Origin of the sequence: Pseudomonas sp. LM13, assembly GCF_041381355.1 — a bacterium.
Classification (GTDB): domain Bacteria; phylum Pseudomonadota; class Gammaproteobacteria; order Pseudomonadales; family Pseudomonadaceae; genus Stutzerimonas; species Stutzerimonas frequens.
Genome location: NZ_JACBXH010000001.1, coordinates 134,942 through 158,134, shown reverse-complemented (window position 1 = coordinate 158,134; position 23,193 = coordinate 134,942). Strand labels below are relative to the sequence as shown.

At 64.5% G+C, this 23,193-nt stretch carries 20 protein-coding genes and 3 tRNA genes; 15 read left to right on the top strand and 8 right to left on the bottom strand.

The features are described 5' to 3' along the window. Positions 1 to 44 precede the first annotated feature (44 nt). The 6 genes from rluD (at position 45) to HZR81_RS00750 (ending at position 4,920) form a co-directional block, all read left to right on the top strand. On the top strand, positions 45 to 1,019 hold the full coding sequence (gene rluD, locus HZR81_RS00775) for a 23S rRNA pseudouridine(1911/1915/1917) synthase RluD (RefSeq protein ID WP_500127070.1): 975 nt from the start codon (positions 45 to 47) through the stop codon (positions 1,017 to 1,019). Then, the gene (pgeF, locus tag HZR81_RS00770) at positions 1,016 to 1,753 is read left to right on the top strand and encodes a peptidoglycan editing factor PgeF (protein WP_500127069.1); all 738 of its coding nucleotides are present in this window, start codon (positions 1,016 to 1,018) and stop codon (positions 1,751 to 1,753) included. Before rluD ends, pgeF begins: the two co-directional genes overlap by 4 nt. A gap of 172 nt (positions 1,754 to 1,925) precedes the next feature. Then, positions 1,926 to 4,490, top strand: coding sequence for an ATP-dependent chaperone ClpB (gene clpB, locus HZR81_RS00765; RefSeq protein ID WP_020305930.1), 2,565 nt, complete (start codon positions 1,926 to 1,928; stop codon positions 4,488 to 4,490). 187 nt (positions 4,491 to 4,677) lie between these two features. Then, positions 4,678 to 4,753 (top strand) — tRNA-Asn (locus HZR81_RS00760). Between the two features lie 9 nt (positions 4,754 to 4,762). Then, a tRNA-Pro gene (locus HZR81_RS00755) sits at positions 4,763 to 4,839 on the top strand. A gap of 5 nt (positions 4,840 to 4,844) precedes the next feature. Further along, a tRNA-Lys gene (locus HZR81_RS00750) sits at positions 4,845 to 4,920 on the top strand. Between the two features lie 117 nt (positions 4,921 to 5,037). On the opposite strand, the gene HZR81_RS00745 is transcribed toward HZR81_RS00750, so the two are convergent. From HZR81_RS00745 to HZR81_RS00735, 3 genes are all read right to left on the bottom strand, one after another. Then, positions 5,038 to 6,333, bottom strand: a complete 1,296-nt coding sequence (locus HZR81_RS00745; protein ID WP_500127068.1) for an NAD(P)/FAD-dependent oxidoreductase — start codon at positions 6,331 to 6,333, stop codon at positions 5,038 to 5,040. A gap of 50 nt (positions 6,334 to 6,383) precedes the next feature. Then, positions 6,384 to 6,557, bottom strand: a complete 174-nt coding sequence (locus tag HZR81_RS00740) for a DUF3094 family protein (protein WP_073865939.1) — start codon at positions 6,555 to 6,557, stop codon at positions 6,384 to 6,386. A gap of 121 nt (positions 6,558 to 6,678) precedes the next feature. Continuing rightward, complete coding sequence (locus HZR81_RS00735; RefSeq protein ID WP_270054038.1) at positions 6,679 to 8,937, bottom strand: DUF1631 domain-containing protein; 2,259 nt, start codon at positions 8,935 to 8,937, stop codon at positions 6,679 to 6,681. Positions 8,938 to 9,351: 414 nt separating this feature from the next. Between HZR81_RS00735 and nadC the strand changes: the two genes are divergently transcribed. Further along, entirely contained in the window at positions 9,352 to 10,200 is an 849-nt protein-coding gene (gene nadC, locus HZR81_RS00730; protein WP_110775891.1) for a carboxylating nicotinate-nucleotide diphosphorylase, read from the top strand. 41 nt (positions 10,201 to 10,241) lie between these two features. On the opposite strand, the gene HZR81_RS00725 is transcribed toward nadC, so the two are convergent. Continuing rightward, positions 10,242 to 10,670 (bottom strand): Z-ring associated ZapG family protein, encoded by a 429-nt coding sequence (locus HZR81_RS00725; protein WP_063541913.1) that lies wholly within the window; start codon positions 10,668 to 10,670, stop codon positions 10,242 to 10,244. A 138-nt stretch (positions 10,671 to 10,808) separates the two neighbouring features. On the opposite strand from HZR81_RS00725, the gene HZR81_RS00720 reads away from it, so the two are divergent. From HZR81_RS00720 to zapE, 3 genes are all read left to right on the top strand, one after another. Next, the gene (locus HZR81_RS00720) at positions 10,809 to 11,435 is read left to right on the top strand and encodes an alpha/beta hydrolase (RefSeq protein ID WP_200630475.1); all 627 of its coding nucleotides are present in this window, start codon (positions 10,809 to 10,811) and stop codon (positions 11,433 to 11,435) included. A 45-nt stretch (positions 11,436 to 11,480) separates the two neighbouring features. Then, positions 11,481 to 12,839, top strand: coding sequence for a tryptophan--tRNA ligase (locus HZR81_RS00715; RefSeq protein ID WP_500127067.1), 1,359 nt, complete (start codon positions 11,481 to 11,483; stop codon positions 12,837 to 12,839). 163 nt (positions 12,840 to 13,002) lie between these two features. Continuing rightward, entirely contained in the window at positions 13,003 to 14,097 is a 1,095-nt protein-coding gene (gene zapE, locus HZR81_RS00710) for a cell division protein ZapE (protein WP_500127066.1), read from the top strand. Between the two features lie 145 nt (positions 14,098 to 14,242). On the opposite strand, the gene HZR81_RS00705 is transcribed toward zapE, so the two are convergent. After that, complete coding sequence (locus HZR81_RS00705; RefSeq protein ID WP_197860855.1) at positions 14,243 to 15,232, bottom strand: GlxA family transcriptional regulator; 990 nt, start codon at positions 15,230 to 15,232, stop codon at positions 14,243 to 14,245. A 159-nt stretch (positions 15,233 to 15,391) separates the two neighbouring features. On the opposite strand from HZR81_RS00705, the gene nfi reads away from it, so the two are divergent. The 4 genes from nfi (at position 15,392) to HZR81_RS00685 (ending at position 19,923) form a co-directional block, all read left to right on the top strand. Beyond that, complete coding sequence (nfi, locus tag HZR81_RS00700; protein ID WP_197860856.1) at positions 15,392 to 16,120, top strand: deoxyribonuclease V; 729 nt, start codon at positions 15,392 to 15,394, stop codon at positions 16,118 to 16,120. Positions 16,121 to 16,222: 102 nt separating this feature from the next. Beyond that, the gene (gene ampD / locus HZR81_RS00695) at positions 16,223 to 16,774 is read left to right on the top strand and encodes a 1,6-anhydro-N-acetylmuramyl-L-alanine amidase AmpD (RefSeq protein WP_161611683.1); all 552 of its coding nucleotides are present in this window, start codon (positions 16,223 to 16,225) and stop codon (positions 16,772 to 16,774) included. A gap of 15 nt (positions 16,775 to 16,789) precedes the next feature. Continuing rightward, positions 16,790 to 17,626 (top strand): regulatory signaling modulator protein AmpE, encoded by an 837-nt coding sequence (gene ampE, locus HZR81_RS00690; protein ID WP_500127065.1) that lies wholly within the window; start codon positions 16,790 to 16,792, stop codon positions 17,624 to 17,626. A gap of 266 nt (positions 17,627 to 17,892) precedes the next feature. Then, positions 17,893 to 19,923 carry a methyl-accepting chemotaxis protein gene (locus HZR81_RS00685; protein WP_500127064.1) on the top strand — a complete coding sequence of 677 codons (2,031 nt, stop codon included), beginning with the start codon at positions 17,893 to 17,895 and terminating at the stop codon, positions 19,921 to 19,923. 9 nt (positions 19,924 to 19,932) lie between these two features. Here HZR81_RS00685 and HZR81_RS00680 read toward each other — a convergent pair whose 3' ends face one another. From HZR81_RS00680 to ada, 3 genes are read right to left on the bottom strand one after another with little or no spacing between them, the layout of a single operon-like run. Beyond that, positions 19,933 to 20,712: a TatD family hydrolase gene (locus HZR81_RS00680; RefSeq protein ID WP_500127063.1), complete on the bottom strand. Its 780-nt coding sequence runs from the start codon at positions 20,710 to 20,712 to the stop codon at positions 19,933 to 19,935. Between the two features lie 51 nt (positions 20,713 to 20,763). Beyond that, the gene (locus HZR81_RS00675; protein ID WP_063541933.1) at positions 20,764 to 21,006 is read right to left on the bottom strand and encodes a hypothetical protein; all 243 of its coding nucleotides are present in this window, start codon (positions 21,004 to 21,006) and stop codon (positions 20,764 to 20,766) included. A 49-nt stretch (positions 21,007 to 21,055) separates the two neighbouring features. Next, positions 21,056 to 22,096 (bottom strand): bifunctional DNA-binding transcriptional regulator/O6-methylguanine-DNA methyltransferase Ada, encoded by a 1,041-nt coding sequence (ada, locus tag HZR81_RS00670; protein WP_500127062.1) that lies wholly within the window; start codon positions 22,094 to 22,096, stop codon positions 21,056 to 21,058. 157 nt (positions 22,097 to 22,253) lie between these two features. On the opposite strand from ada, the gene HZR81_RS00665 reads away from it, so the two are divergent. After that, on the top strand, positions 22,254 to 23,144 hold the full coding sequence (locus HZR81_RS00665) for a PA4780 family RIO1-like protein kinase (protein ID WP_017244499.1): 891 nt from the start codon (positions 22,254 to 22,256) through the stop codon (positions 23,142 to 23,144). The last annotated feature ends 49 nt before the right edge of the window (positions 23,145 to 23,193 follow it).

Genomic DNA, 23,193 nt, shown 5'->3' with positions numbered 1-23,193 from the left:
CAGCGGATGCCGCTCGCCTCTCTCTGACGAATCTATCTCGCCGTATGTCCACGATCTCCAAACAGGCCATCCAACTCCGCGCCGAGGTGCCGTTCGACCTGGGCGGACAACGTCTCGATCAGGTCGCGGCGCAGCTCTTCTCCGAACATTCGCGTTCACGCCTCGCGGCCTGGATCAAGGATGGTCTGCTGACGGTGGATGGCGCCGTGCTGCGCCCCCGTGACACCGTGCATGCCGGTGCGGTGCTCGTGCTGAGCGCCGAACAGCAGGCGCAGGGCGAGTGGGTGGCGCAGGATATTCCGCTCGACATCGTCTATGAAGACGACCAGATTCTGGTGATCGACAAGCCGGCCGGGCTGGTGGTGCACCCCGCAGCCGGGCATGCCGACGGCACGCTGCTCAATGCGCTGCTGCATCACGTGCCAGATCTGATCAACGTGCCGCGCGCCGGCATCGTGCATCGTCTGGACAAGGACACCACCGGCCTGATGGTGGTGGCCAAGACGCTGCAGGCACAGACCCGCCTGGTCGAGCAGCTGCAGGCGCGCAGTGTCAGCCGCATCTACGAGGCCATCGTCATCGGCGTGATCATCACCGGCGGCACGGTCGATGCGCCGATAGGTCGTCACGGCCAGCAGCGCCAGCGCATGGCGGTGGTGGAGGGGGGCAAGCCGGCGATCAGCCACTATCGCGTACTTGAGCGCTTTCGTTCGCACACTCATGTGCGGGTCAAGCTGGAAACCGGGCGTACCCACCAGATTCGTGTGCACATGACCCACCTCGGCTACCCGCTGGTTGGCGATCCGCTGTACGCCGGGCGTTTCCGTATTCCGCCGGCGGCCAATCCGACGCTGGTGCAAACGCTGCGCGAGTTCCCGCGGCAGGCGCTGCATGCCCGTTTCCTCGAGCTGGATCATCCGGTGAACGGGCAGCGCATGAAGTGGGAGTCGCCATTGCCGGACGACTTCGTCTGGCTGCTGACGCTGCTGCAGCAGGATCGCGAGGCCTTCGTCGGGTGATCTGCTGGAACGCGGATTGGCTGCTGCCTGACTGGCCGGCACCGGCCCGCGTTCGCGCCTGCGTGACGACGCGCCAGGGTGGCGTCAGCGCGGCACCGTTCGACAGTTTCAATCTCGGCGATCATGTCGGCGATGACCCGGCGGCGGTGGCCTGGAATCGCCAGCACCTGCGCGATGCGCTGGGCTGTCAGCCGGTCTGGCTGGAGCAGGTGCATTCCAGCGTGGCGGTCAAGGCTGCGCCTGGTGCTTGCGCCACCGCCGATGCCAGCTGGAGCGAAGCGCCTGGCGAGGCGTGTGCGGTGCTCACCGCAGACTGCCTGCCGGTGCTGTTCTGCGACCGCGCCGCCAGTCGTGTCGCGGCGGCGCATGCGGGCTGGCGCGGGCTGGCCGGCGGCGTGCTGGAAGCGACGCTCGAGGCGCTGGCGCTTCGCCTTGAAGAGGTACTGGTCTGGCTGGGGCCGGCGATCGGGCCCGCTGCCTTCGAAGTGGGCGTCGAGGTGCGCGAGGCATTCATCGCGCAGCATCCCGCGGCTGCGGTGGCATTCCTGCCGAGCCGCAACGAGGGGCGCTTCATGGCCGATCTGTATCAGCTCGCGCGCATTCGCCTGGCCGCGGTCGGAGTCGAAGCCGTCTATGGCGGTGGCTTGTGCACCTTCAGCGATCCGCGTTTCTATTCCTATCGTCGCGCGTCACGCACGGGGCGCTTCGCCAGCCTGATCTGGCTGGAGCCTTAAGCCTGCGCTTGGTGGTTCGACAGGGGGCGTGACTCCGCGGTCCCGGCATGACCTGCATCAATGTCATCCGCCTTGAATCTCCAACAATCATCCTCATCTATGCTCCATCTCGTGGGCTATTTCTAAGGCGCGATTCATGGTGCCGGCCCGCTTTACCTGAGGATGAACATCCATGCGTATCGATCGTCTGACCAGCAAGCTTCAGCTTGCGCTCTCCGATGCCCAATCCATTGCCGTTGGCCTGGATCACCCTTCCATCGAGCCGTTGCACCTGATGCAGGCCCTGCTGGAGCAGCAGGGCGGTTCGATCAAGCCCCTGCTGATGCAGGTCGGCTTCGACATCAACGCGCTGCGCCAAGCCCTGACCAAGGAGCTGGACCAGTTGCCCAAGCTGCAGAACCCCACCGGTGACATGAACCTGTCGCAGGATCTGGCGCGTCTGCTCAATCAGGCCGATCGCCTCGCCCAGCAGAAGGGCGACCAGTACATCTCCAGCGAACTGGTGCTGCTTGCCGCGCTGGACAACAACACCCGTTTGGGCAAGCTGCTGCTGGCCCAGGGCGTGAGCAAGAAGGCCCTGGAGAACGCCATCAGCAACCTGCGCGGTGGCGCGGCGGTCAATGACCCCAATGCCGAGGAGTCGCGTCAGGCGCTGGACAAGTACACCGTCGACATGACCAAGCGCGCCGAGGAGGGCAAGCTCGATCCGGTGATCGGCCGTGACGACGAAATCCGCCGCACCATTCAGGTCCTGCAACGGCGCACCAAGAACAACCCGGTGCTGATCGGCGAGCCCGGTGTCGGCAAGACCGCCATCGTCGAAGGTCTGGCCCAGCGCATCGTCAATGGCGAGGTGCCGGATGGCCTGAAGGACAAGCGTCTGCTGGCGCTGGACATGGGCTCGCTGATCGCCGGTGCCAAGTTCCGCGGCGAGTTCGAGGAGCGTCTCAAGGCCGTGCTCAACGAGCTGTCCAAGCAGGAAGGCCGGGTCATCCTGTTCATCGACGAGCTGCACACGATGGTCGGTGCCGGCAAGGCCGAGGGCGCCATGGATGCCGGCAACATGCTCAAGCCCGCTCTTGCCCGGGGTGAGTTGCACTGTGTCGGCGCCACCACGCTGGACGAGTACCGCCAGTACATCGAGAAGGATGCCGCGCTGGAACGGCGCTTCCAGAAGGTGCTGGTGGACGAGCCGAGCGAGGAGGACACCATTGCCATCCTGCGCGGCCTCAAGGAGCGCTACGAGGTGCACCACGGCGTGACCATCACCGACGGCGCGATCATCGCGGCGGCCAAGCTCAGCCATCGCTACATCACGGATCGTCAGCTGCCGGACAAGGCGATCGACCTGATCGACGAGGCCGCCAGCCGCATCCGCATGGAGATCGACTCCAAGCCGGAAGAGCTGGATCGTCTCGACCGCCGGCTGATCCAGCTGAAGATCGAGCGCGAGGCGCTGAAGAAGGAGGACGACGAGGCCACCAAGAAGCGCCTGGCCAAGCTTGAGGACGATATCGCCAAGCTGGAGAAGGAATACTCGGATCTGGAGGAAATCTGGAAGTCGGAAAAGGCCGAGGTCCAGGGCTCCGCGCAGATCCAGCAGAAGATCGAGCAGGCCAAGGCCGACCTCGAGGCGGCGCGGCGCAAGGGCGACCTGGCGCGCATGGCCGAGCTGCAGTACGGCATCATCCCAGACCTCGAGCGCAGCCTGGAAATGGTCGACCAGCACGGCAAGAAGGAAAACCAGCTGCTGCGCAACAAGGTGACCGACGAGGAGATCGCCGAGGTGGTTTCCAAGTGGACCGGCATCCCTGTGTCGAAGATGCTCGAAGGCGAGCGGGACAAACTGCTGCGCATGGAAGACATGCTGCACACACGTGTCATCGGCCAGCATGAGGCGGTAGTGGCAGTGGCCAATGCCGTGCGTCGCTCGCGCGCCGGGCTGGCCGACCCGAACCGGCCGAGCGGTTCCTTCCTCTTCCTCGGCCCGACCGGTGTGGGTAAGACCGAGCTGTGCAAGGCGCTGGCCGAATTCCTCTTCGACACCGAAGAGGCGATGATCCGCATCGACATGTCCGAGTTCATGGAGAAACATTCGGTCGCACGTCTGATCGGCGCACCGCCGGGCTACGTCGGCTACGAGGAGGGCGGCTACCTGACCGAGGCAGTGCGTCGTAAACCCTACTCTGTCGTGCTGATGGACGAGGTGGAGAAGGCTCATCCGGACGTGTTCAACGTGCTGCTGCAGGTGCTCGAGGATGGTCGTCTGACCGACAGCCATGGGCGGACCGTAGACTTCAAGAACACCGTGATCGTCATGACCTCGAACCTGGGCTCGGCGCAGATCCAGGAGCTGGTTGGCGACCCCGATGCGCAGCGCGCTGCGGTGATGGATGCGGTGGCGCACCACTTCCGTCCGGAGTTCATCAACCGTATCGACGAGGTGGTGGTGTTCGATCCGCTCGGTCGCGAGCAGATCGCCGGCATCGCGGAGATCCAGCTGGGCCGGCTGCGCAAGCGTCTGGCCGAGCGCGAACTGAGCCTGGAACTGAGCCAGGAGGCGATGGACAAGCTGATCGCCGTCGGCTACGACCCGGTTTACGGTGCGCGGCCGCTCAAGCGCGCGATCCAGCGCTGGATCGAGAACCCGCTGGCGCAGCAGATCCTGGCCGGGCAGTTCGCCCCGGGCAGCAGCGTCAAGGCTCGGGTGGAGGGCGAGCAGATCGTCTTCGATTGAGGGCAAGGGCAATCCGCATGGCATCGCGAATGCCATGCGGTTGTCCGATCAGCCGATCGCAGCCGCTAGCCGGACGCAAACAGTTGTCATGAATCGCATTTTTAGGGTTGACAGCAGGGTATGGAACCGTAAAATGGCGCGCCTCTGAGGCGGGAACGTAACGCCAAGGAGCTGGAATGTTAGTTGTTCCGCGATAGCTCAGTCGGTAGAGCAAATGACTGTTAATCATTGGGTCCCTGGTTCGAGTCCAGGTCGCGGAGCCAAATTCCAATCGGGGTATAGCGCAGTCCGGTAGCGCGCCTGCTTTGGGAGCAGGATGTCGGGAGTTCGAATCCCCCTACCCCGACCATTTTTGGGTCGTTAGCTCAGTTGGTAGAGCAGTTGGCTTTTAACCAATTGGTCGTAGGTTCGAATCCTACACGACCCACCATACGAGCTTGCCTGGCAAGCATGAAAAGCTGGATGTCCGCAGGGGCATCCAGCTTTTTTATTGCCTGCAGTTTAGTGCTCGCCAGATGGCGCACCGCGCGGGTGCGCCATCGGTGCGTCAATGGAGTTTCAGGCGAGGTTCTGTACTGCGGCTGAGCTTGTCGCCGAGCATCATCAGCAGCGTACGAGGCATGCCGTACAGCGCGATCTGGTGCATGCGGTACAGCGATATGTAGAACATCCTTGCCAGCCAGCCCTCGAGCATGACATTGCCCGTCAGATTGCCCATGAGATTGCCCACGGCCGAGAAGGTCGAGAGCGATATCAGCGAACCGTAATCCTTGTAGCGGTAGGTCGGTAGTGGCTTGCCTTCAAGTCGATTGCGGATTGATCGCGCCAGCATTGAGGCCTGCTGGTGGGCCGCCTGCGCGCGAGGCGGCACATTGCGGTCGCTGTCCGGCTGCGGGCAGGCGGCGCAGTCGCCAAAGGCGAAGATGTTCTCGTCGCGGGTGCTCTGCAGGGTGGGATCGACCACCAGCTGATTGATGCGGTTGGTTTCCAGGCCATCAAGCTCGTGCAGGAAGGCTGGTGCCTTGATGCCGGCTGCCCACACCTTGAGGCTGGCTGGAACGAACTCGCCCTGCTTGGTGTGCAGGCCGTCGGCGGTGACTTCGCTGACCGCTGCGCCGGTAAGCACCGTGACGCCCAGGTCCAGCAGCGTCTGGTGCACGGGCTGGCTGATCCGCTCGGGCAGCGCCGGCAGAACTTTCGGTCCGGCCTCGATCAGGGTGATCTTCACGTCTTCCGGCTTGATTCCATCGAGACCGTAGGCGGCCAGTTCCTTGGCCGCATGCAGCAACTCGGCGGCGAGTTCGACGCCGGTGGCGCCAGCGCCGACGATTGCCATATTGATGCCGCGCGGCCCGCTTTCGCCAGCGTGCGCCTTCATGTAGTGGCTGAGCAACTGACGGTGGAAGCGCTCGGCCTGCTCGCGGGTATCGAGGAAGATGCAGTGCTCCGCGGCCCCCGGGGTGCCGAAATCATTGGTCGTGCTGCCGACCGCGATCACCAGGGTGTCGTAGTTCAGTGCGCGCGAGGGCACCAACTCCACGCCGAATTCGTCACGCGTGGCTTCCAGGCGAATGCACTTGTTTGCGCGATCCAGACCGGCCATGCGACCCATCTGGAATTCGAAGTGATTCCACTTGGCTTGCGCCACGTAGTTGAGCTCGTCGGCCGATGAGTTCAGCGAGCCGGCCGCCACCTCATGCAGCAGCGGTTTCCAGATGTGGGTGAGGTTGGCGTCGACCAGGGCGACCCGCGCTTTGCCACGCTTGCCCAGGGTCCTGCCCAGGCGGGTAGCAAGCTCTAGCCCGCCGGCACCGCCGCCGACGATTACGATTCGATGTGACATGGGAATGACTCATAGCTGCAAGGAAATCGGGGCGGTGCGCCGGTGTGTGCTCAAAGCACCAGGCGACTCAGGAGGCGGCTCAACAGTCCAAGGCCTATTACGATGGCCAGCACGACGAGCAACAGGAGCCAGGGGCGAAACGGCCGGCGTTCGACCTGATGCTGCGGTGCGCGGAGGTAGTCATCGACGCGCTGCTGGTCTTCGGGGTTAAGGCGGCTGGGCATGGGCACCTCGAATAGAATGCAGGCATTCTAGCTGTGCAGGGTCAAAAGCCAAGCGCGAAGTGCGGCGCTTTGCCGCGCGGAGGGGGCGCAGGCATGCCGGGCGGCATGCCCGTTGGGACGATCAGGTGTTCTTCAGCTTGCGCAGGTTGCCGATAACTGATTCGAGGGCGCGGTCGAAGAGCAGGGTGTCGTTGAGCAGGCGAATGGCGCCGCGCTGAAACTCGCTCGCCAGCCCCATGCGGGTCTTCTCCAGGACCTTCATGCCAGTACGGTTGACGAAGATGTACTTGCCGGTGGGCTTGATCACCGCGGCCAGCTTGCAGCGCAGCTTGTGCTCTTCGTCCTCCTGGAACTCGACCCAGCTGCCGACCCGAAGATTGTCGACCTTGATCAGCGCTTCATCGTTGTCCGGAAGGCTGACCTCGGGCTCCTGCTCGCGGCTTTCGCCAGGTGCTAGGAGAACGATCTCATCGACCACCTCGACCATGGCCGGTGCGCGGTCTTCGACCGCGGCCGCGGCAGGCTCCGCTGGAGCATCACTCGCCGCCGCGGCGTTGTCCGGGGAAGGCTGCGGCTGCTGGATGCGCTGTAGGGTCTGGACATGCAGCGCTTCGAGCTGGGTGAAGAAGTCTCCGGTGGAGAAAGGGTCGAATGCTGCGCTAACCAGGCCCTCGCGCAAGGCCTTGAGAAGGCTGGGGACCACTTCCAGCAGGCGTGCCCGCGACTCGTCGTCCTCGTGCGGCGTAACGCTCCAGACCAGATCATCCATGGTGTCCAACGCTGCCTGCCATTCCTCGGACTGGGTGCCATGCTTCAGGCAGGTGAGCAGCAGCACCTTGCTCCAGGCCTCTTGCAGCAGGCGTACCACGACTTCCGGAAGCGTCTTGCCGAGCAGGCGCTGGTTCAGCGCGTACTCCACTTCCTGGCGCGCAATCTCCGCCTTGGCGCGGCCTTCCTCAGCGTCACGGGTGCGTTGCTCAAGCAGCTCGCTGCGGCGGCGCTCGTCGCCCACGAATGCCAGGAAGTCGGCCAGCAACTCGGAGAAGATCGCCGGATCGTCGACAAAATCGTTGAGCAGGCGAGCCACGATCTGCTCGATCTTCTGATACAGGCTGTCGCGCTGGGCTTCGTCCTGGTCTCCCCAGCCCATCGCTGCCGAAGCGATCTCGTTGAGCAGGCGGCGTGCCGGGTGGCTGCCGCGGCTGAAGAATGTCTTGTCCAGTACCGCGACCTTCAGCAGCGGGATCTGCAGGCGGCCAATCAGGGCCTTGAGCGAATCCGGCAGGGTTCGATCGTCGAGAATGAACTCGAAGAGCATGGAGACGAGGTTGATGACATCGTCATCGATCTCGCCGACCACGCGCGATTTTCCGGTCTTGGCGCTTACCCGGCTCAGCAGGCTGCCGAGCTGCTCCTGCAGATCGAAATCATCGACCGTCTGTGGAGCGCGGGTCTGCATATGCGACAGCAGGCGAAGCAGATCACTGCTGGAGATCGGGATGGCATCGCTGGGAACGTTGCGAGCCGGCAGCATGCTGCTGCCGCGCAGCTCGGAAAGTAGATTGTGCAGGGCGCTGAACGCGGCCTCCTGCAGGCCCTCGTCGACCTGAACTGCCTGTCCGGACGGGGCGGATGGTGCATGGCTGCCGGCCGGGACGCCTGGCCGCGGCTGGCGCCGCGGCAGAGCCGATTGGAGTTCGGGCAGGATGCCGGCTGCCACCAGTGTCTGGTTGGCTTCGGCGTAGAGCTGGTCGAGATCGCCGAGTACGTATTTTTCGAAGAGCTTGAAGATGATCAGCTTGACCTTGATTTCGACGCCCAGGCTACTGCTCGCCTCGATGAAGTAGTCGCAAAGCGCGTGCGGGCCGAGCGGGTTGCTCTTGTCGTCGAGCTTCTTGCTGATCAGCGCATTCATGCGGGTGGTCAGATGGCCTAGCGGCTGCGCTGCTCGGCTCATGACCTTCGCTACCATTGTGTCGACAGCGACCGACTCCTCCAGCTCGTCATTCTGTACCAGCGACAGGCTGTCGAAGGAGACTGTTTCCGGCGCCGGTGGCTTGCCGATCTCGTACTGGTTCAGCTTGGAGAAAGCCTCGAACAGCTGCTGCAGGAAGCCGCGTTCGATGTTGCGGCGCTTCATGCGCAGGTCGCGCATGGCCTCGAAGAAAGCGTTCTGCTCGGAGTTGCTGGTCGCGCGATCGGCGATTTCGAAGAGCGAGTCGTCGGCATTGTCGAACAGCGATTGCAGAGCCTGGCGCAGCTGTTGGGCAGCCTTGTCGCGCACGCTGATGAGCGCCACCGGCAGGCGGCCGGCTGGCGAGGAAGGCTTGTGCTCAGGGGCGGCCTTGTTCAGGTGCACCACTTTCGCATCGGTTCGCATCGAGACTCTCCTGCGGTCGCCTGTTTGAGGCGGTCACACGCCAGATGTTGAGCAGCGTCTTATAAAGGTAACCAGGTTGGCAGGGCAAGGCGAAGGTACCGGTGAGCCCGCGTTAGGGCAGACTTTCGTATCGAGCCGGATTCCAGCCGCAGCATAGCCGAGCGCTTTGGTTTTACAACGACGTCCCGTCAGCTGGATGTCGCCATTTACGTGACGTCAATTTTTAGGGGCATTATAAGCATCTAAGGCCGATGCCAAGGCCGGTATTTTGTTGGACATGATCTGGCTCACAGATACTCGCGGCTTTTCCGCCAGGAGGTAAGGAAAGCTCGATGAGGGGCGGTCATCGAGGGTGCGCTTGTCGCTGTGCAGCGGTCCGAGTCTTTATAATCCGGCAATTCAGAGGAGCCCGTCATGCCCAATCTCACGCTTGCCGATCTGTCGGCGGAAATCGACGCCAACGCACGCCGCGCGCTCGCCGAAGATGTCGGCAGTGGTGACATTACTGCCCAGCTGATCCCTGCCGAGCGCCTGGCTCACGCCTCGGTGATAACCCGCGAGGCTGCGGTGATCAGCGGAACCGCCTGGGTCGATGCGGTGTTCCGTCAGGTGGACCCGCGTGTCGCGGTCCACTGGCAGGTCGCCGACGGGGACAGGGTGGGTGCGGACAAAGTCCTTTTCCACCTCGAAGGGCCGGCACGGGCGCTGCTGACCGGCGAGCGTAGCGCGCTGAACTTCCTGCAGATGCTCTCTGGGGTGGCCAGCCGTTGCCGGCACTACGCCGACATGGTCGAGGGCACCGGCGTTCGCTTGCTGGATACGCGCAAGACCATTCCGGGGCTGCGTCTGGCGCAGAAGTACGCGGTTACCTGCGGCGGCTGCCACAACCACCGGATCGGCCTGTACGACGCCTTTCTGATCAAGGAGAACCACATTGCTGCCTGTGGCGGGATCGCCGAAGCGGTGGCCGCTGCGCATCGCATCGCGCCGGGCAAGCCGGTGGAGATCGAAGTGGAAAGCCTCGAAGAGCTCGAGCAGGCGCTGGATGCGGGCGCGGATATCGTGATGCTCGACGAGCTGACGCTCGATGACATGCGCACGGCTGTGGCGATCACGGCGGGCCGGGCCAAGCTCGAGGCATCGGGCGGCATCAGTGACGACACGTTGCGTAGTGTTGCGGAGACGGGGGTCGACTACATCTCGATCGGCGCGCTGACCAAGCATATACAGGCGGTGGACCTGTCGATGCGCTTGCGTCAGTAAGAGGGGGAGAGCCTGGCGCAGCGGCTGCGCCAGGCGATGGATCAGTGACGGCTCTTAAGGCCGAAGTTTTCGTGCAGAGTGCCAGGGGTATCGTCGCCTTTGGGGGCATAGTCCTTCGGCGGTTCGGTGAAGGCCGGTGAGGACAGCCGCTCGCGCGAACCATGGTTCTCCTCGTGCAGCGCGGCCATCAGACGCTGGCGGGTCGGCTCGTCGAGGGCCAGGCGGTTGGCGCCGTCCGACAGGTGCTCCTGGATGTCCTGGTAGTTCTGGGTGAGCTTGCGCAGCAGGCTGGCGGTGGTGTTGAAGTGGGTGACCACTTCGCTCTGATAGGTGTCGAAGCGCTCTTGCAGGTCGTCGACCTGACGCTGTGTGCGGTTGGGTGCGCTGCTGCGCGCCACCAGATAACCGATGGCGATGCCGGCGATCAGGCCGACGATCGGGAGCAACCAGGTCGCGAGGGTCTGTTCCACGAGTCCTTCCTCTATATAAACGGCTGTGCTTACGTTAACGTCTCGTCCCTGCTCTGTATACCGCAACACGAGGCGGCGGTTATCGGCAGCTAGTTAGCAAGACGAGTCGACTCGTCCCAAGGTCACGGAGTTCCTGTTTTGTTGAAACGCGAAAATCCCCTGTCTATCGACGGCCCCTGCGGAGCGCTGGAAGCGCTGTACTTCGATCAGCCGCAGGCGCGCGGCCTGGCGCTGATCTGTCATCCGAACCCGGTCAAGGGTGGCACCATGCTGAACAAGGTGGTCTCGACCCTGCAGCGCACCGCACGGGATGCCGGCTACAGCACGCTGCGCTTCAATTACCGTGGCGTCGGCGGCAGTGCCGGCGCGCACGACATGGTCGAGGGTGAGGTGGATGACGCCGAGGCTGCGCTGCGCTGGCTGCGTCAGCAGAACCCCGAGCTGCCGCTGACGTTGCTGGGATTCTCGTTCGGCGGATTCGTTGCCGGCAGCCTCGCTGGTCGCTTGAACGCCGAGGGCGTGGCGGTGCAGAGGCTGATGATGGTTGCACCGGCGGTGTCGCGTCTTGCGGAGCTGTCGTTGGCTGACGACTGCCAGCTGACGATCATCCAGCCGGAACAGGACGAGGTGATCGACGCCGAGTCCGTGTACGCCTTTTCTGCGCAGTTGCAGCACCCCCACGAGCTGCTGAAAGTGGCAGAATGCGGCCACTTTTTTCACGGCAAGCTGGTGGAGCTGAAAGAGCTGGTCGCGCCACGCCTTTAACCGCTGCTTTCGTTCTTCAGTGCGCAACGATCGAGAAACGACCGAATGACTACCCGCATCCTGACCGGTATCACCACCACCGGCACGCCGCACCTGGGCAACTACGCCGGCGCGATCCGCCCGGCGATCCTCGCCAGCCGCGACGCGGCAGCCGACTCCTTCTATTTCCTCGCCGACTACCATGCGCTGATCAAGTGCGATGACCCGCTGCGCATTCAGCGCTCGCGCCTGGAAATCGCCGCGACCTGGCTGGCCTGCGGCCTCGATGCCGAGCGCGTAACCTTCTACCGCCAGTCCGATGTGCCGGAGATTCCCGAGCTGACCTGGCTGCTGACCTGCGTTACCGCCAAGGGCCTGCTCAACCGCGCCCATGCCTACAAGGCGTCGGTGGACAAGAACGTGGAGAGCGGCGAGGACCCGGACGCCGGTGTCACCATGGGCCTGTACAGCTATCCGGTGCTGATGGCGGCGGACATCCTGATGTTCAACGCGCACAAGGTGCCGGTGGGGCGCGACCAGATCCAGCACGTGGAAATGGCCCGTGACATCGCCCAGCGCTTCAACCATCTGTTCGGCAACGGCCGCGAGTTCTTCACCCTGCCTGAAGCGGTGATCGAGGAAAGCGTCGCCACGCTGCCCGGCCTCGATGGACGCAAGATGTCCAAGAGCTACGACAACACCATTCCGCTGTTCGGCAGCGCCAAGGAGCTGAAGGCGGCGATCGCCCGTATCGTCACCGACTCGCGCCTGCCGGGCGAACCGAAGGATCCGGACAACTCCCACCTGTTCACGCTTTACCAGGCCTTTGCCACTGCGCAGCAGCAGGCGGACTTCCGTCAGGAACTGCTCGATGGCCTGGCCTGGGGCGATGCCAAGCAGCGCCTGTTCGAGCTGCTCGACAACGAACTGGGCGATGCACGCGAGCTGTATCACCAGCTCATCACCAAGCCTGCCGAGCTGGAAGACATCCTCCAGGCGGGAGCCGCCAAGGCGCGCAAGATTGCTACCCCGTTCCTTGGCGAGCTGCGCGAGGCGGTGGGGCTGCGCAACTTCGCCAGCGAAGTGAAAAGCGCGGCGCCGGCCAGGAAGAAGTCCAGCAAGACCGCTCGCTTCGCCAGCTTCCGCGAGGCCGATGGCGCCTTCCGTTTCCGCTTCTTCGCCGCTGATGGTGAGGAGTTGCTGCTGTCCCGCCCGCTGAGCAATCCGAAGGCCATCGGTAGCCTGACCCAGCGCCTGATCGCCGGCGGGCCCGACGCCCTGGAACTTCGCGAGGACGAAGGCGATCAATTCACCCTGTGGCTGGACGACGAATGCATCGCCGACAGCCCGCACTACGAGAGCGCCGAAGCGCTCGACGCCGCCATGTTGCGGGTGCGCGAGGCGCTGGCCACGCTTGTCGAGTAACGCTGCTGGCTGGCCGGGCGCAGCCGATGGGTGCGCTCGGCGACGCGGTGATTTCCAAGTACGGGTGTCCCAGGAGGGCTGACGCTTGAACGACCTGAGTAAATTGCCAACCACCGAGGGCGCCGCTAAAGTGGCGGCCCCGTTTCACTACCCAGACTCCGCCATGACTCCTCTTGAGCGCTATCAGGCCGACCTGAAACGTCCTGACTTCTTCCACGATGCCGCCCAGGAAAACGCGGTGCGTCACCTGCAGCGTCTGTACGACGACCTGGTCGCCGACGATCGCAGCAAGAGCGGCCTGTTCGGCAAGCTGTTCGGCAAGAAGCAGCAGGGTCCGATCAAGGGCATCTACTTCTGGGGCGGCGTCGGCCGCGGCAAGACCTACCTGGTGGATACCTTCTTCGACGCGCTGCCCTTCGAGCAGAAGATGCGCACGCACTTCCACCGCTTCATGAAGCGCGTTCACGAGGAAATGAAAACCCTCAAGGGCGAGAAAAACCCGCTGACCATCATCGGCAAGCGCTTCGCCGACGAGTCCCGGGTGATCTGCTTCGACGAGTTCTTCGTCTCCGATATCACTGACGCGATGATTCTTGCCACGCTGCTCGAAGAGCTGTTCAAGAACGGCGTGAGCCTGGTGGCGACGTCCAACATCGTGCCGGACGGCCTGTACAAGGACGGTCTGCAGCGAGCGCGGTTCCTGCCGGCAATCGACCTGCTGAAGAAGCACACCGAGATCGTCAACGTCGACAGCGGCATCGACTACCGCCTGCGTGCGCTGGAGCAGGCCGAGCTGTTCCACTTCCCGCTCGATGCCGAGGCGGAACAGAGCCTGGAGCGCAGCTTCAAGAGCCTGCTGCCGGAGAACTGCCGGGTCGTGAACAACGACGCACTGATGATCGAAAACCGTGAAATCCGCGCGGTGAAGACCGGCAACGACGTGGCCTGGTTCGAGTTCCGCGAGCTCTGTGACGGACCGCGCAGCCAGAACGACTACATCGAGCTGGGCAAGATCTTCGGTGCCATCCTGCTGGCGAATGTCGAGCAGATGAACGTCGCCAAGGATGATATGGCGCGTCGCTTCATCAACCTGGTGGACGAGTTCTACGACCGCAACGTCAAGCTCATCATTTCCGCCGAAGTGGAACTGAAGGATCTCTACACCGGCGGCCGCCTGGAGTTCGAATTCCAGCGCACCCTGAGCCGGCTGCTGGAGATGCAGTCCCACGAGTATCTGGCGCGTCCGCACAAGCCCTGACCGTGAACCGGTCGCGAAGACCTGTTCTTCGCGGCCGGTGGCGCTTGCACGATTACTACGCTGTTGTCGGAGCGGTCTCCCTGCCAGGCCGCGCGCTGCAGTCGGCTGCCCGCTTCGGCACGCCATGGCTGTTTCCGTGTTTGCCCTAGGATGCCGGCCGGTACTTCTGCCGATAGTGGTTCGGCGATAGCTCCGTGTGCTGGCGGAACAGCCGGGCGAAGAAGCTGGCATCGTCGTAGCCCACTTCATAGCTGATCGTCTTGATGCTTTTGCCGGTTGTGGCCAGCAGGCTCTTGGCCGTCTCGATGCGCAGGCGTTGCAGATAATGCAGCGGCTTGTCGCCGGTGGCGGCCTGAAAGCGACGCATGAAGTTGCGAATGCTCATGCCGTGCTGGCGGGCCACGTCCTCGAAGCGGAATTTCTCCGCGTAGTTGGTCTCCAGCCATTCCTGGATCTGCAGGATGCGGGTATCCAGATGCAGTTTCTGCCCGCCAAAGCCCAGCCGGCCGGGGCTGTAGCTACGCTGCAACTCGAACAGCACATCACGCGCCATGCCCTGCGCCACCTGCGCACCGCAGAAGCGTTCCACCAGATACATGTAGAGGTCGCAGGCCGATGTCGTGCCACCGGCACAGTACAGGTTGTCGCTGTCGGTCAGATGCTTGTCGGCGCTGAACTGTACGTCCGGAAACCGCTCGACGAACTCGTTTGCGAAGCGCCAATGGGTGGTCGCTTCCCGGCCATCCAGTAGTCCCGCCTGAGCCATCCAGAACGCCCCTGTGGCTTCTCCGCAGATAACTGCGCCGGCGGCGTGCCGCTCGCGTAACCAGGGCGCAACCTCAGGGTACTGTGCGCAGAGCGCGTCGAAGTCGCCCCAGAACGCCGGCAGAATGACCATGTCGGCAGCGTCCAGCGCGGCATCCACCGCGATGGAGGTTCCGCTGAACGTGCTCACCGCCTGGCCGCCGGGGCTGACCAGGCGAGTTTCGAACGCCGGCGTCAGCTCCATCCCGAGCTGTCGGCCGTAGCGCAGGCTGGCCATGTGAAAGAAATCCTTGGCCTGCATGAGCGTCGAGGCGAAAACCCCTTCGGTGGCCAGTATGCTGATGTGCTGTATCGAGGCGAGGTTGGGCATGAGCGTTCTAATTATTGTTGCGGCTGAACAAGGCGAAACTGCCGTCTTGCGGCTGGAGCGTCCTATTTTTGTGCCGTGTTGTCCAGCCCTCGAAGAGTCGAGACGGCTGAACCCCGGGTCCGACAGCACGTCGAAACGCAGAAGCCGATGGAGCCATGCATGAACGAATCCAGCCACTTTCCAGCGAATCCTTTTGGCGATTGGGATGGCAGCCCGGCCGCGGCGCGAGCGCTGCAGCAGACGCTGGCCGCGCAGCTGCGTCTGCAGGACGACTTTCCGCCGCTGCACCTGATCGCCGGGGTGGACGTTGGCTTCGAAGAGGGCGGCAGCATCACCCGGGCGGCAGCGGTGCTGCTGGATGCCGATACCCTGGAACTGGTAGGCAGCAGCCTGGCGCGAATCCCCACCAACATGCCCTATGTGCCCGGCCTGCTGTCGTTTCGCGAGCTGCCGGCGGTGCTGCAGGCGCTGGCGGAATTGCCGGCAATTCCCGACCTGATTTTTTCCGACGGCCACGGCATCGCCCACCCGCGGCGCCTGGGCATCGCTGCGCATCTGGGCGTGGTGACCGGCCTGCCCACCATTGGCGTGGCGAAGAAGCTGCTCACCGGTGAACACGACGAACTCGATCTGCAGCGCGGTGCCCGGGTGGCGCTGCGCGACAAGAAGACCGGCGAGGTGATCGGCTGTGTGCTGCGCAGCAAGGACAAGGTGCGGCCGTTGATCGTCTCGCCGGGCAACCGGGTCAGCATCGCCACGGCACCGGAGCTGGTCATGCGCTACGTGACACGCTACCGCCTGCCGGAACCGACACGGCTGGCCGACCGCCTTGCCTCCCGTCGCGAAGAGAAAGCCGCGGCACGGCGCCTGGGCGGTACGGCCGGGTAGCGAACGGTTTGTAACGGCGAATGCCGGTGACAACGGCAGCGCTTGCAGCGCCTGTCTCGCAAGCGCTAGCCTGCGGGCCTGCCGTCAGCATGGACCTTCACGATGCATCTGGATACCGCCACCGGCTGGTGCCATGGCGTCCACCATTGCCCGTCACCCAACTTCAACCAGCGGCCAGCCGGCGAGATTTCGCTGCTGGTGATCCACAACATCAGCCTGCCGCCAGGCCAGTTCGGTACCGGCAGGGTCCAACAGTTCTTCCAGAACTGCCTACAGCGCGACGAACACCCCTTCTTCGAGGAAATCGCCGAACTGCAGGTCTCGGCACATTTTCTCATCGAGCGTGATGGCTCGATTACCCAGTTCGTCTCCTGTCTGGACCGGGCCTGGCATGCCGGGGTGTCCTGCTTCGACGGTCGCGAGAGCTGCAACGATTTTTCCATCGGCATCGAGCTGGAGGGAACCGATGACCAGCCGTTCAGCGAGCCGCAATACCAGGCGCTGATCGCGCTATGCCGGGTGCTGCAGAGCGGCTATCCGGGCATCACGCCGGAGCGGGTGTGCGGCCACAGCGACATCGCGCCGGGGCGCAAGACCGATCCCGGACCGGCCTTCGACTGGCAGCGCTTGCGTGCCGCCTCAATTACCTGCTGACGAAAGGAAACGGCGATGAGCTTTCTGGTGATTCTGCTCGTGCTGCTGGTGGAGAAATTCTCCGATTGGCGACCACGGCTGCAGTACGACCGCCCCTGGCTGGCGCGCCTGCGCCAGGCCGAGGCCAGCCCGCGCTTGCGCGGCGCTCCCTGGCTGGCGCTGGCGTTGCTGGTACTGATTCCCGTATTGCTGCTTGGCCTGCTGTTGGTCGCACTGGAACCATTGGCCTACGGCTGGTTGAGCCTGCCACTGCACTTGCTGGTGCTGCTCTACAGCCTCGGCCGCGGCCATGCCAAGGCTGAACTCGGCGCGTTCCGCGATGCCTGGCGTCGTGGTGATGAGGAGGCCGCCGCGCTGGCGGCCGAGCGTGACGCCGGCCTGCAGGCGCAGGACCCGCCGAGCCTGTTATCGGCGGTACAAACCTGGCTGCTGTGGCGCAGCTACGAGGGTTTCTTTGCGGTGATCTTCTGGTACCTGCTGCTCGGGCCGATGGCGGCACTGGCCTATCGGCTGCTGGCGCTGTGCGCCGAGCACGCCGAACTCGAAGGGCTGCGCGAGCGGGCCGAGCAGCTGCGGCATGCCTTCGACTGGTTGCCGGTACGCGTATTGCTCGGCAGTTTCGCCCTGGTCGGCAACTTCGTTGCGGTCAACCGGGCGCTGTTGCATGAGCTGTTGAGCTGGGATGTGCCGGCCCGGCGCCTGCTGGCCGATGCCGGTCCGCTGGCCGCCGACCTGCCGTCTGCGACCGAGGGCGAGGCGGGCATCGCGCGGCTCGACGGGATCGCGGCGTTGCTGGTGCGCACACGCGTGTTCTGGTACGCGGTGATCGCGGTCTGGACGATCCTCGTCTGAGCCTTATCCGCCAGCGGCGGCGCTGATGGACCTCCATAACGCCGCTGTATGAGGCTTGCCTGTCGAATCGCTGGAACCCTTGGCCCAGACGCCTCGCCGGGTGCCCATCCAGTACAGAACTGCTGGCCATGATTTGGCCATTACCTTAAGTTACAAAAGCCCCTACCGATATCCCGTATAACCCGGGCAGATGCCACTCTCTGACGAGCCCTGCTGCGCGTTGCAATTGCGTGCAAGCCAATACCAATAAAATTGGGAGACGTCGTGTGAATAGCCTGTTGTATCCCGCCATCGCGTTCATGAACCGCCTGAGCTTCGGTATGAAGTTCAGTCTGGTCAGCGTCCTGTTCTTCGTTCCCATGCTGCTGAGCAACTACTACCTGGTGCGCGATTCGTACCGAGCGTATGTCGGTACCCGCAACGAGTTGCAGAGTCTCGAGCTGCTCGGCTCGACACTGCAGGTGCGGCGCAGCATGGAGGATTGGAAAGACCTCGTGCACATCGAGTCGATCATCGGCCAGACCGGCAATGTCGAGGCGTTGCAGACGCGCCTGAACCGCGTCGAAAGCGAGCTTACGGCGCAGCTGCAGGCGCTCGCGCCGGTCGGCGATGCGCCCGAGCTGGTGGCCGAATTCAATGCCCGTCGCGACGAGCTGGTGACCGGTCTGAACGCCGCCCAGGCCGAGCAATCGTTGCAGTCCAAGGCAGCCATGGCCGAGTCCCTGCTGGGCCAGTCGCAGGTGATGATCAAGCTCGTCGCCGGCCAGTCTGGCCTCAGCCAGGATCTCGAGCGTGAGGTCCGTCTGTTGGCCGAGCTGCTGACCACGGTAACCCCGGCCATCAGCGCATCGCTCGGCGAGGGGCGCGCGGTGGGCTCCTACACGTTCGGCCAGGGCTACCTGAACTCCGATGCCAGCAATACGCTGGACAACCTCGTGCTGGAACTGGAAAAGCAGCAGGCGCAGTACGCCGCACAGTTGCAGGATGCCCTGGGCGCAAGCCAGGCCGCGCGTACCCGGCTCGACGCCTTCGCCACCGCCAGTCGTGAGTCCCTGCAGGCGAGCAGCGAAATTCTGCAGGACGAGGTGATCATGGCCGAGGCGCTGGACCTGCCTTGGGAGCAGTTCTACGAGCGCATCAGCGCGCAGATGGGCAAGACCTACGAGCTGAACGACGCCATTCTCGGTTTCCTCGAGGTGGAGCTTGCCGAGCGGCTGGAGCAGAAGCGCCTGCTCATGACCCTGCTGCTTTCGGCACTGGCGGTGGTGCTGTGCCTGGTGGCGTATCTGTATGCAGGCTTCTACGCCTCGACGCGCGCCTCGCTGCACAGTCTCGGCAGGATCATGGACAAGGTCGCCGCCGGCGACATGACCGCGCGCTATCAGGTACAGAGCCGCGATGAGCTCGGCGAGCTGGGCCAGGTGTTCAACACTACGGTGGCGCAGATCCGTGAGCTGATCGAGCGCGTCGGCCATACCGTTGCCGAGGTGGAGCGCCAGGCCGGGCGGGTGGAGAGCGTATCCGGCGAGAGCAACCAGACGGTATCCGAACAGCGTGGCCAGATCGAACAGGTGGCCACCGCGATGAACGAGATGTCAGCCACCGCCCAGGCGGTCGCCACCAGCGCCGAGGCCGCAGTGGGCAGCGCGCAGAGCGTCAACGAGGAAACCGTAAGCGGCCGTTCCCTGGTGGTCGCGCAGGTCGGCGGCATCCAGCGGTTGGCCAGCGAGATCGAGCAATCGGTGGAGGTGATCAATCAGCTGGCCGGCGACAGCAAGGCGATCAGCCAGGTCCTTGACGTGATCAAGGCGATCGCCGAACAGACCAACCTGCTGGCCCTCAATGCCGCGATCGAAGCGGCGCGGGCCGGCGAGCAGGGCCGCGGGTTCGCCGTGGTTGCCGACGAGGTGCGTGGCCTGGCGCAACGCACGCAGAAGTCCACCGCAGAAATCGAGCAGATGATCTCGCGCCTGCAGAACGGCGTCGGCGCGGCGGTGAAGACCATGCACGCTAGTCATGCCCTGGCCGAGGAAACGGTCGGGCAGTCGGCACAGGTGGAGCAGGCGCTGGAGAACATTCTCGGCGCGGTGGGGCTGATCGTCGATCAGAACCAGCAGATCGCCGCGGCTGCCGAGCAGCAGACGGCGGTGGCGCATGACATCGATCGCAACATCGTCGCCATCAACGAAGCCGGGCAGCGAACCGCCGAAGGTGCCGGGCATACCGAGCAGGCGAGCCGCGAACTGAGCCAGCTGGTTGGCCAGCTGCAGCAGCTGATCGCTGCCTTCCGCGTCTGACGGGCCGGCTCAGCGCCAGCCGAACAGTTCGCAGCTGTTGCGATAGCTGGCCGCGGCCAGCGTTTCGGGGGCGATGCCCTTGAGGTCGGCCAGGCGTTGGCAGATTTCCGGCAGCAATTCCGGGCTGTTGCGCTCGCCGGCATGCCCGGCCGGCGGGATGTCCGGCGCATCGGTTTCCAGCACGATGGCCTCCAGCGGCAGCTGTCGCAGCACCCGATGCATCCGCTGCGCCTGTGGCCAGGTGCCGGCGCCGCCGAGGCCGAGTCTGAAGCCCAGCCGCAGGTACTCCTGTGCCTCTTCCCAGCTGCCGCTGAACGCGTGCACGACGCCGGCACGTTCGAGCCTGTAGCGCTTGAGCGTGGCGATCATCGGCGCATGGGCACGACGCACGTGCAGCAACACCGGCAACGAGAACTCCGCGGCCAGCGCCAGCTGCGCTTCGAGCAGCTGCTGTTGGCGCTCGACGTCCGGATTGTCGATGTAGTAATCCAGGCCGATCTCACCGATGGCGCAGAGCTTCAGCTCGCCGCGCAAGCGCTCCAGCCAGTCGCGCAGCTGTTCGACATGGGCGTCCTGATGTTCGTCGAGGAACACCGGATGCAGGCCCAGCGCCGCGTATACCGATGGCTCGTCACCGGCCAGCTGCCAAACCCGCTGCCAGTTGGCGGCATGTACGCCGAGTACCACGATGCGCTCGACGCCGCCGGCCTGGCTGCGGGCGATCACCGCGGCGCGGTCCTCATCGAACGGATCGAAATCGAGATGGGTGTGGGTGTCGATCAGCTGCACGAGCAGACTCCGTACGGTCGGCGGTGAACGGGCGGCAATGCTACAGCCTCGTCAGCGGTTTTCCTCTTCGATCTGAACATCGCTGACGCCCAGTTCGCTCAGCCGGCTGGCTTCGCTGGGGTGCACCGGGTTCTCCCAGGGCGCATCGATCGCGGCGCGCGGCTCGCGGACATGGTGCAGGAGAATCTCCAGTTCGGCCTGTTCCAGGCTGGGTAGTTCGAACGAGCTCATCAGCAGCGAAGCGGGCTCGCCGTTGATGCGGTAGTGGATGCGGTAACGCTTCAGTTCGGTCATGGCAGGCTTCCGGCGGTCGGTACTGCAGTATCCGACCGCCGAAATCCGCTCAGGCTCCCGATTCGCCTTGCCCTTCGCGCTCGAGCAATGCCGCCTTGCGCGCCAGCCCCCAGCGGTAGCCGGTCAGCGCGTTCTGGCTACCAACCACGCGGTGACAGGGCACCAGCAGGCCGACCGGGTTGCTGGCGCAGGCGCGCGCCACCGCTCGGGCGTGGCTGCCGAGGCTTGCCGCCAGCTCGCCGTAGCGGCGTGTCTGGCCTGCTGGAATCTGCTGCAACGCCTGCCAGACGCGCTGCTGGAAGGCCGTGCCGCGCAGGTCGAGGGGCAGTTGGGCGGCGCGCTGCGGTTCCTCCAGCTGGCCGATGATCGCCTGCAACCAACTGCCCAGTCCGGCCTGGTCGCGCTGCAGCGTGGCGGCGGCGAAGCGCGAGCGCAGCTCCTGTTCCAGCGCGGCCTCATCATCGCCGAACAACAGCGCGCAGAGACCCTTGTCGCTGGCGGCGATCAGCAGCAGGCCGAGCGGGCAGGAGGCCATAGCGTAACGCAGGGTTTCGCCAGCGCCCTTGCGACGCCGCTGCGCCGGGCTCAGCGCCTGCGCCTCGGCATAGGGCCCACGGGTGCCGGAGTAGCCGACGGCAAGGGCGGCATCGAGTACCGAATCGGCTTTCGGCAGCTGGGCGTCGAGGCGTTCACGCCGGCGCGCGGCGGCCCAGGCATGCGGCGTCAGGCCGGTGCGCGCCTTGAACGCGCGTGACAGGTGCGCCGGTGACAGGCCGATGCGTGCGGCCAGCTGCGGCAGCGTCAGCGGCGTTACGGCGTCATCGAGCAGGCGGCAGGCGGCGACGACCAGCGCGTCCAGTTGCTGGCTCGGACCCGGCCCCAGCGGCGAACAGCGTCGACACGGGCGAAAGCCGGCGACTCGCGCTGCTTCGCCATCGGCGTAGAACGCCACCCGCTCACGCGCCGGGCGCCGTGCCGGGCAGCTGGGTCGGCAGAAAATGCCGGTCGAGCGCACGGCGAAAACGAAACGCCCATCGAAGGCGGCATCGCGCTCGCACAGCGCCTGCCAGCAACGGTCTTCATCGAGCATGACGGTGCTCCAAGGAATAATGGCTCGATTGTCGGCGCTGAACGTGCTGTGCGCCAATCCAAAGCGCGCTTTCAAACTCGATGGCAGGCATGGAAGCCGGTTTGTGATTGCCGTAACCTGCAACACCGCCCCTGACCGAAGGACCTGCAAGCCGCTGATGAAAACGCCTAAACGACTCGAACCGCTGATCGAGGATGGCCTGATCGACGAGGTGCTGCGGCCGCTGATGAGCGGCAAGGAAGCAGCGGTGTATGTGGTGCGCTGCGGCGATGAGCTGCGTTGCGCCAAGGTCTACAAGGAAGCCAACAAGCGCAGTTTCCGCCAGGCCGTGAAATACCAGGAGGGGCGCAAGGTGCGCAGCAGTCGCGACGCGCGCGCCATGGCCAAAGGCTCCAAGCACGGGCGCAAGGAGAAGGAAGAGAACTGGCAGAACGCCGAGGTGGCGGCCCTGTTCCGCCTGGCGGACGCCGGCGTGCGGGTGCCCAAGCCCTACGACTTTCTCGACGGCGTGCTGCTGATGGAAATGATCGCCGGCGAGGATGGCGATGCCGCGCCGCGCCTCAATGATGTCGACCTGCATCCGGACGATGCCCGCGAATTCCATGCCTTCATGATCCATGAAGTGGTGAAGATGCTCTGCGCCGGGCTGGTGCACGGCGACCTGTCGGAGTTCAACGTGCTGCTCGACGAGCACGGCCCGGTCATCATCGACCTGCCGCAGGCGGTGGACGCGGCGGGCAACAACCATGCATTCGAGATGCTTGAGCGGGATGTCGGCAACATGTCGGCCTATTTCGGCCGCTTCGCCCCGGAGCTCAGGTTCACGCGCTATGCCAAGGAGATGTGGGCGCTCTATCAGCAGGGCAAGCTGACCCCGGAGACCGAGCTGACCGGCGAGTTCGCCGAGCCGGAGGATGCGGCGGATATCGATGCGGTGATGCGGGAGATCAAGGCGACGCTGGCCGAACAGGCGCGGCGGGAGGCCATGCGGGGCGCAGAAGACGGCGAGCCGGACGAGGCGCCCGAGCCGCCCTGGATGAAGGGGTGATGGTTTTGGCTACTCGGCCCGCCCGCTGCCGAGTAGCCCATGCGCCAGC

Excerpts from the sequence above, each read along its gene's own strand:
- HZR81_RS00705 (WP_197860855.1), bottom strand. The coding sequence starts at position 15,232 with ATGCCCAACCTCGCCTCGATACAGCACATCAGCATACTGGCCACCGAA.
- ampE (WP_500127065.1), top strand. The coding sequence starts at position 16,790 with ATGAGCTTTCTGGTGATTCTGCTCGTGCTGCTGGTGGAGAAATTCTCC.
- HZR81_RS00675 (WP_063541933.1), bottom strand. The coding sequence starts at position 21,006 with ATGACCGAACTGAAGCGTTACCGCATCCACTACCGCATCAACGGCGAG.
- HZR81_RS00735 (WP_270054038.1), bottom strand. The coding sequence starts at position 8,937 with ATGCGAACCGATGCGAAAGTGGTGCACCTGAACAAGGCCGCCCCTGAG.
- ada (WP_500127062.1), bottom strand. The coding sequence starts at position 22,096 with ATGCTCGATGAAGACCGTTGCTGGCAGGCGCTGTGCGAGCGCGATGCC.
- nfi (WP_197860856.1), top strand. The coding sequence starts at position 15,392 with ATGAACGAATCCAGCCACTTTCCAGCGAATCCTTTTGGCGATTGGGAT.
- clpB (WP_020305930.1), top strand. The coding sequence starts at position 1,926 with ATGCGTATCGATCGTCTGACCAGCAAGCTTCAGCTTGCGCTCTCCGAT.
- HZR81_RS00745 (WP_500127068.1), bottom strand. The coding sequence starts at position 6,333 with ATGTCACATCGAATCGTAATCGTCGGCGGCGGTGCCGGCGGGCTAGAG.
- HZR81_RS00665 (WP_017244499.1), top strand. The coding sequence starts at position 22,254 with ATGAAAACGCCTAAACGACTCGAACCGCTGATCGAGGATGGCCTGATC.
- zapE (WP_500127066.1), top strand. The coding sequence starts at position 13,003 with ATGACTCCTCTTGAGCGCTATCAGGCCGACCTGAAACGTCCTGACTTC.
- HZR81_RS00715 (WP_500127067.1), top strand. The coding sequence starts at position 11,481 with ATGACTACCCGCATCCTGACCGGTATCACCACCACCGGCACGCCGCAC.
- ampD (WP_161611683.1), top strand. The coding sequence starts at position 16,223 with ATGCATCTGGATACCGCCACCGGCTGGTGCCATGGCGTCCACCATTGC.
- nadC (WP_110775891.1), top strand. The coding sequence starts at position 9,352 with ATGCCCAATCTCACGCTTGCCGATCTGTCGGCGGAAATCGACGCCAAC.
- rluD (WP_500127070.1), top strand. The coding sequence starts at position 45 with ATGTCCACGATCTCCAAACAGGCCATCCAACTCCGCGCCGAGGTGCCG.
- HZR81_RS00740 (WP_073865939.1), bottom strand. The coding sequence starts at position 6,557 with ATGCCCAGCCGCCTTAACCCCGAAGACCAGCAGCGCGTCGATGACTAC.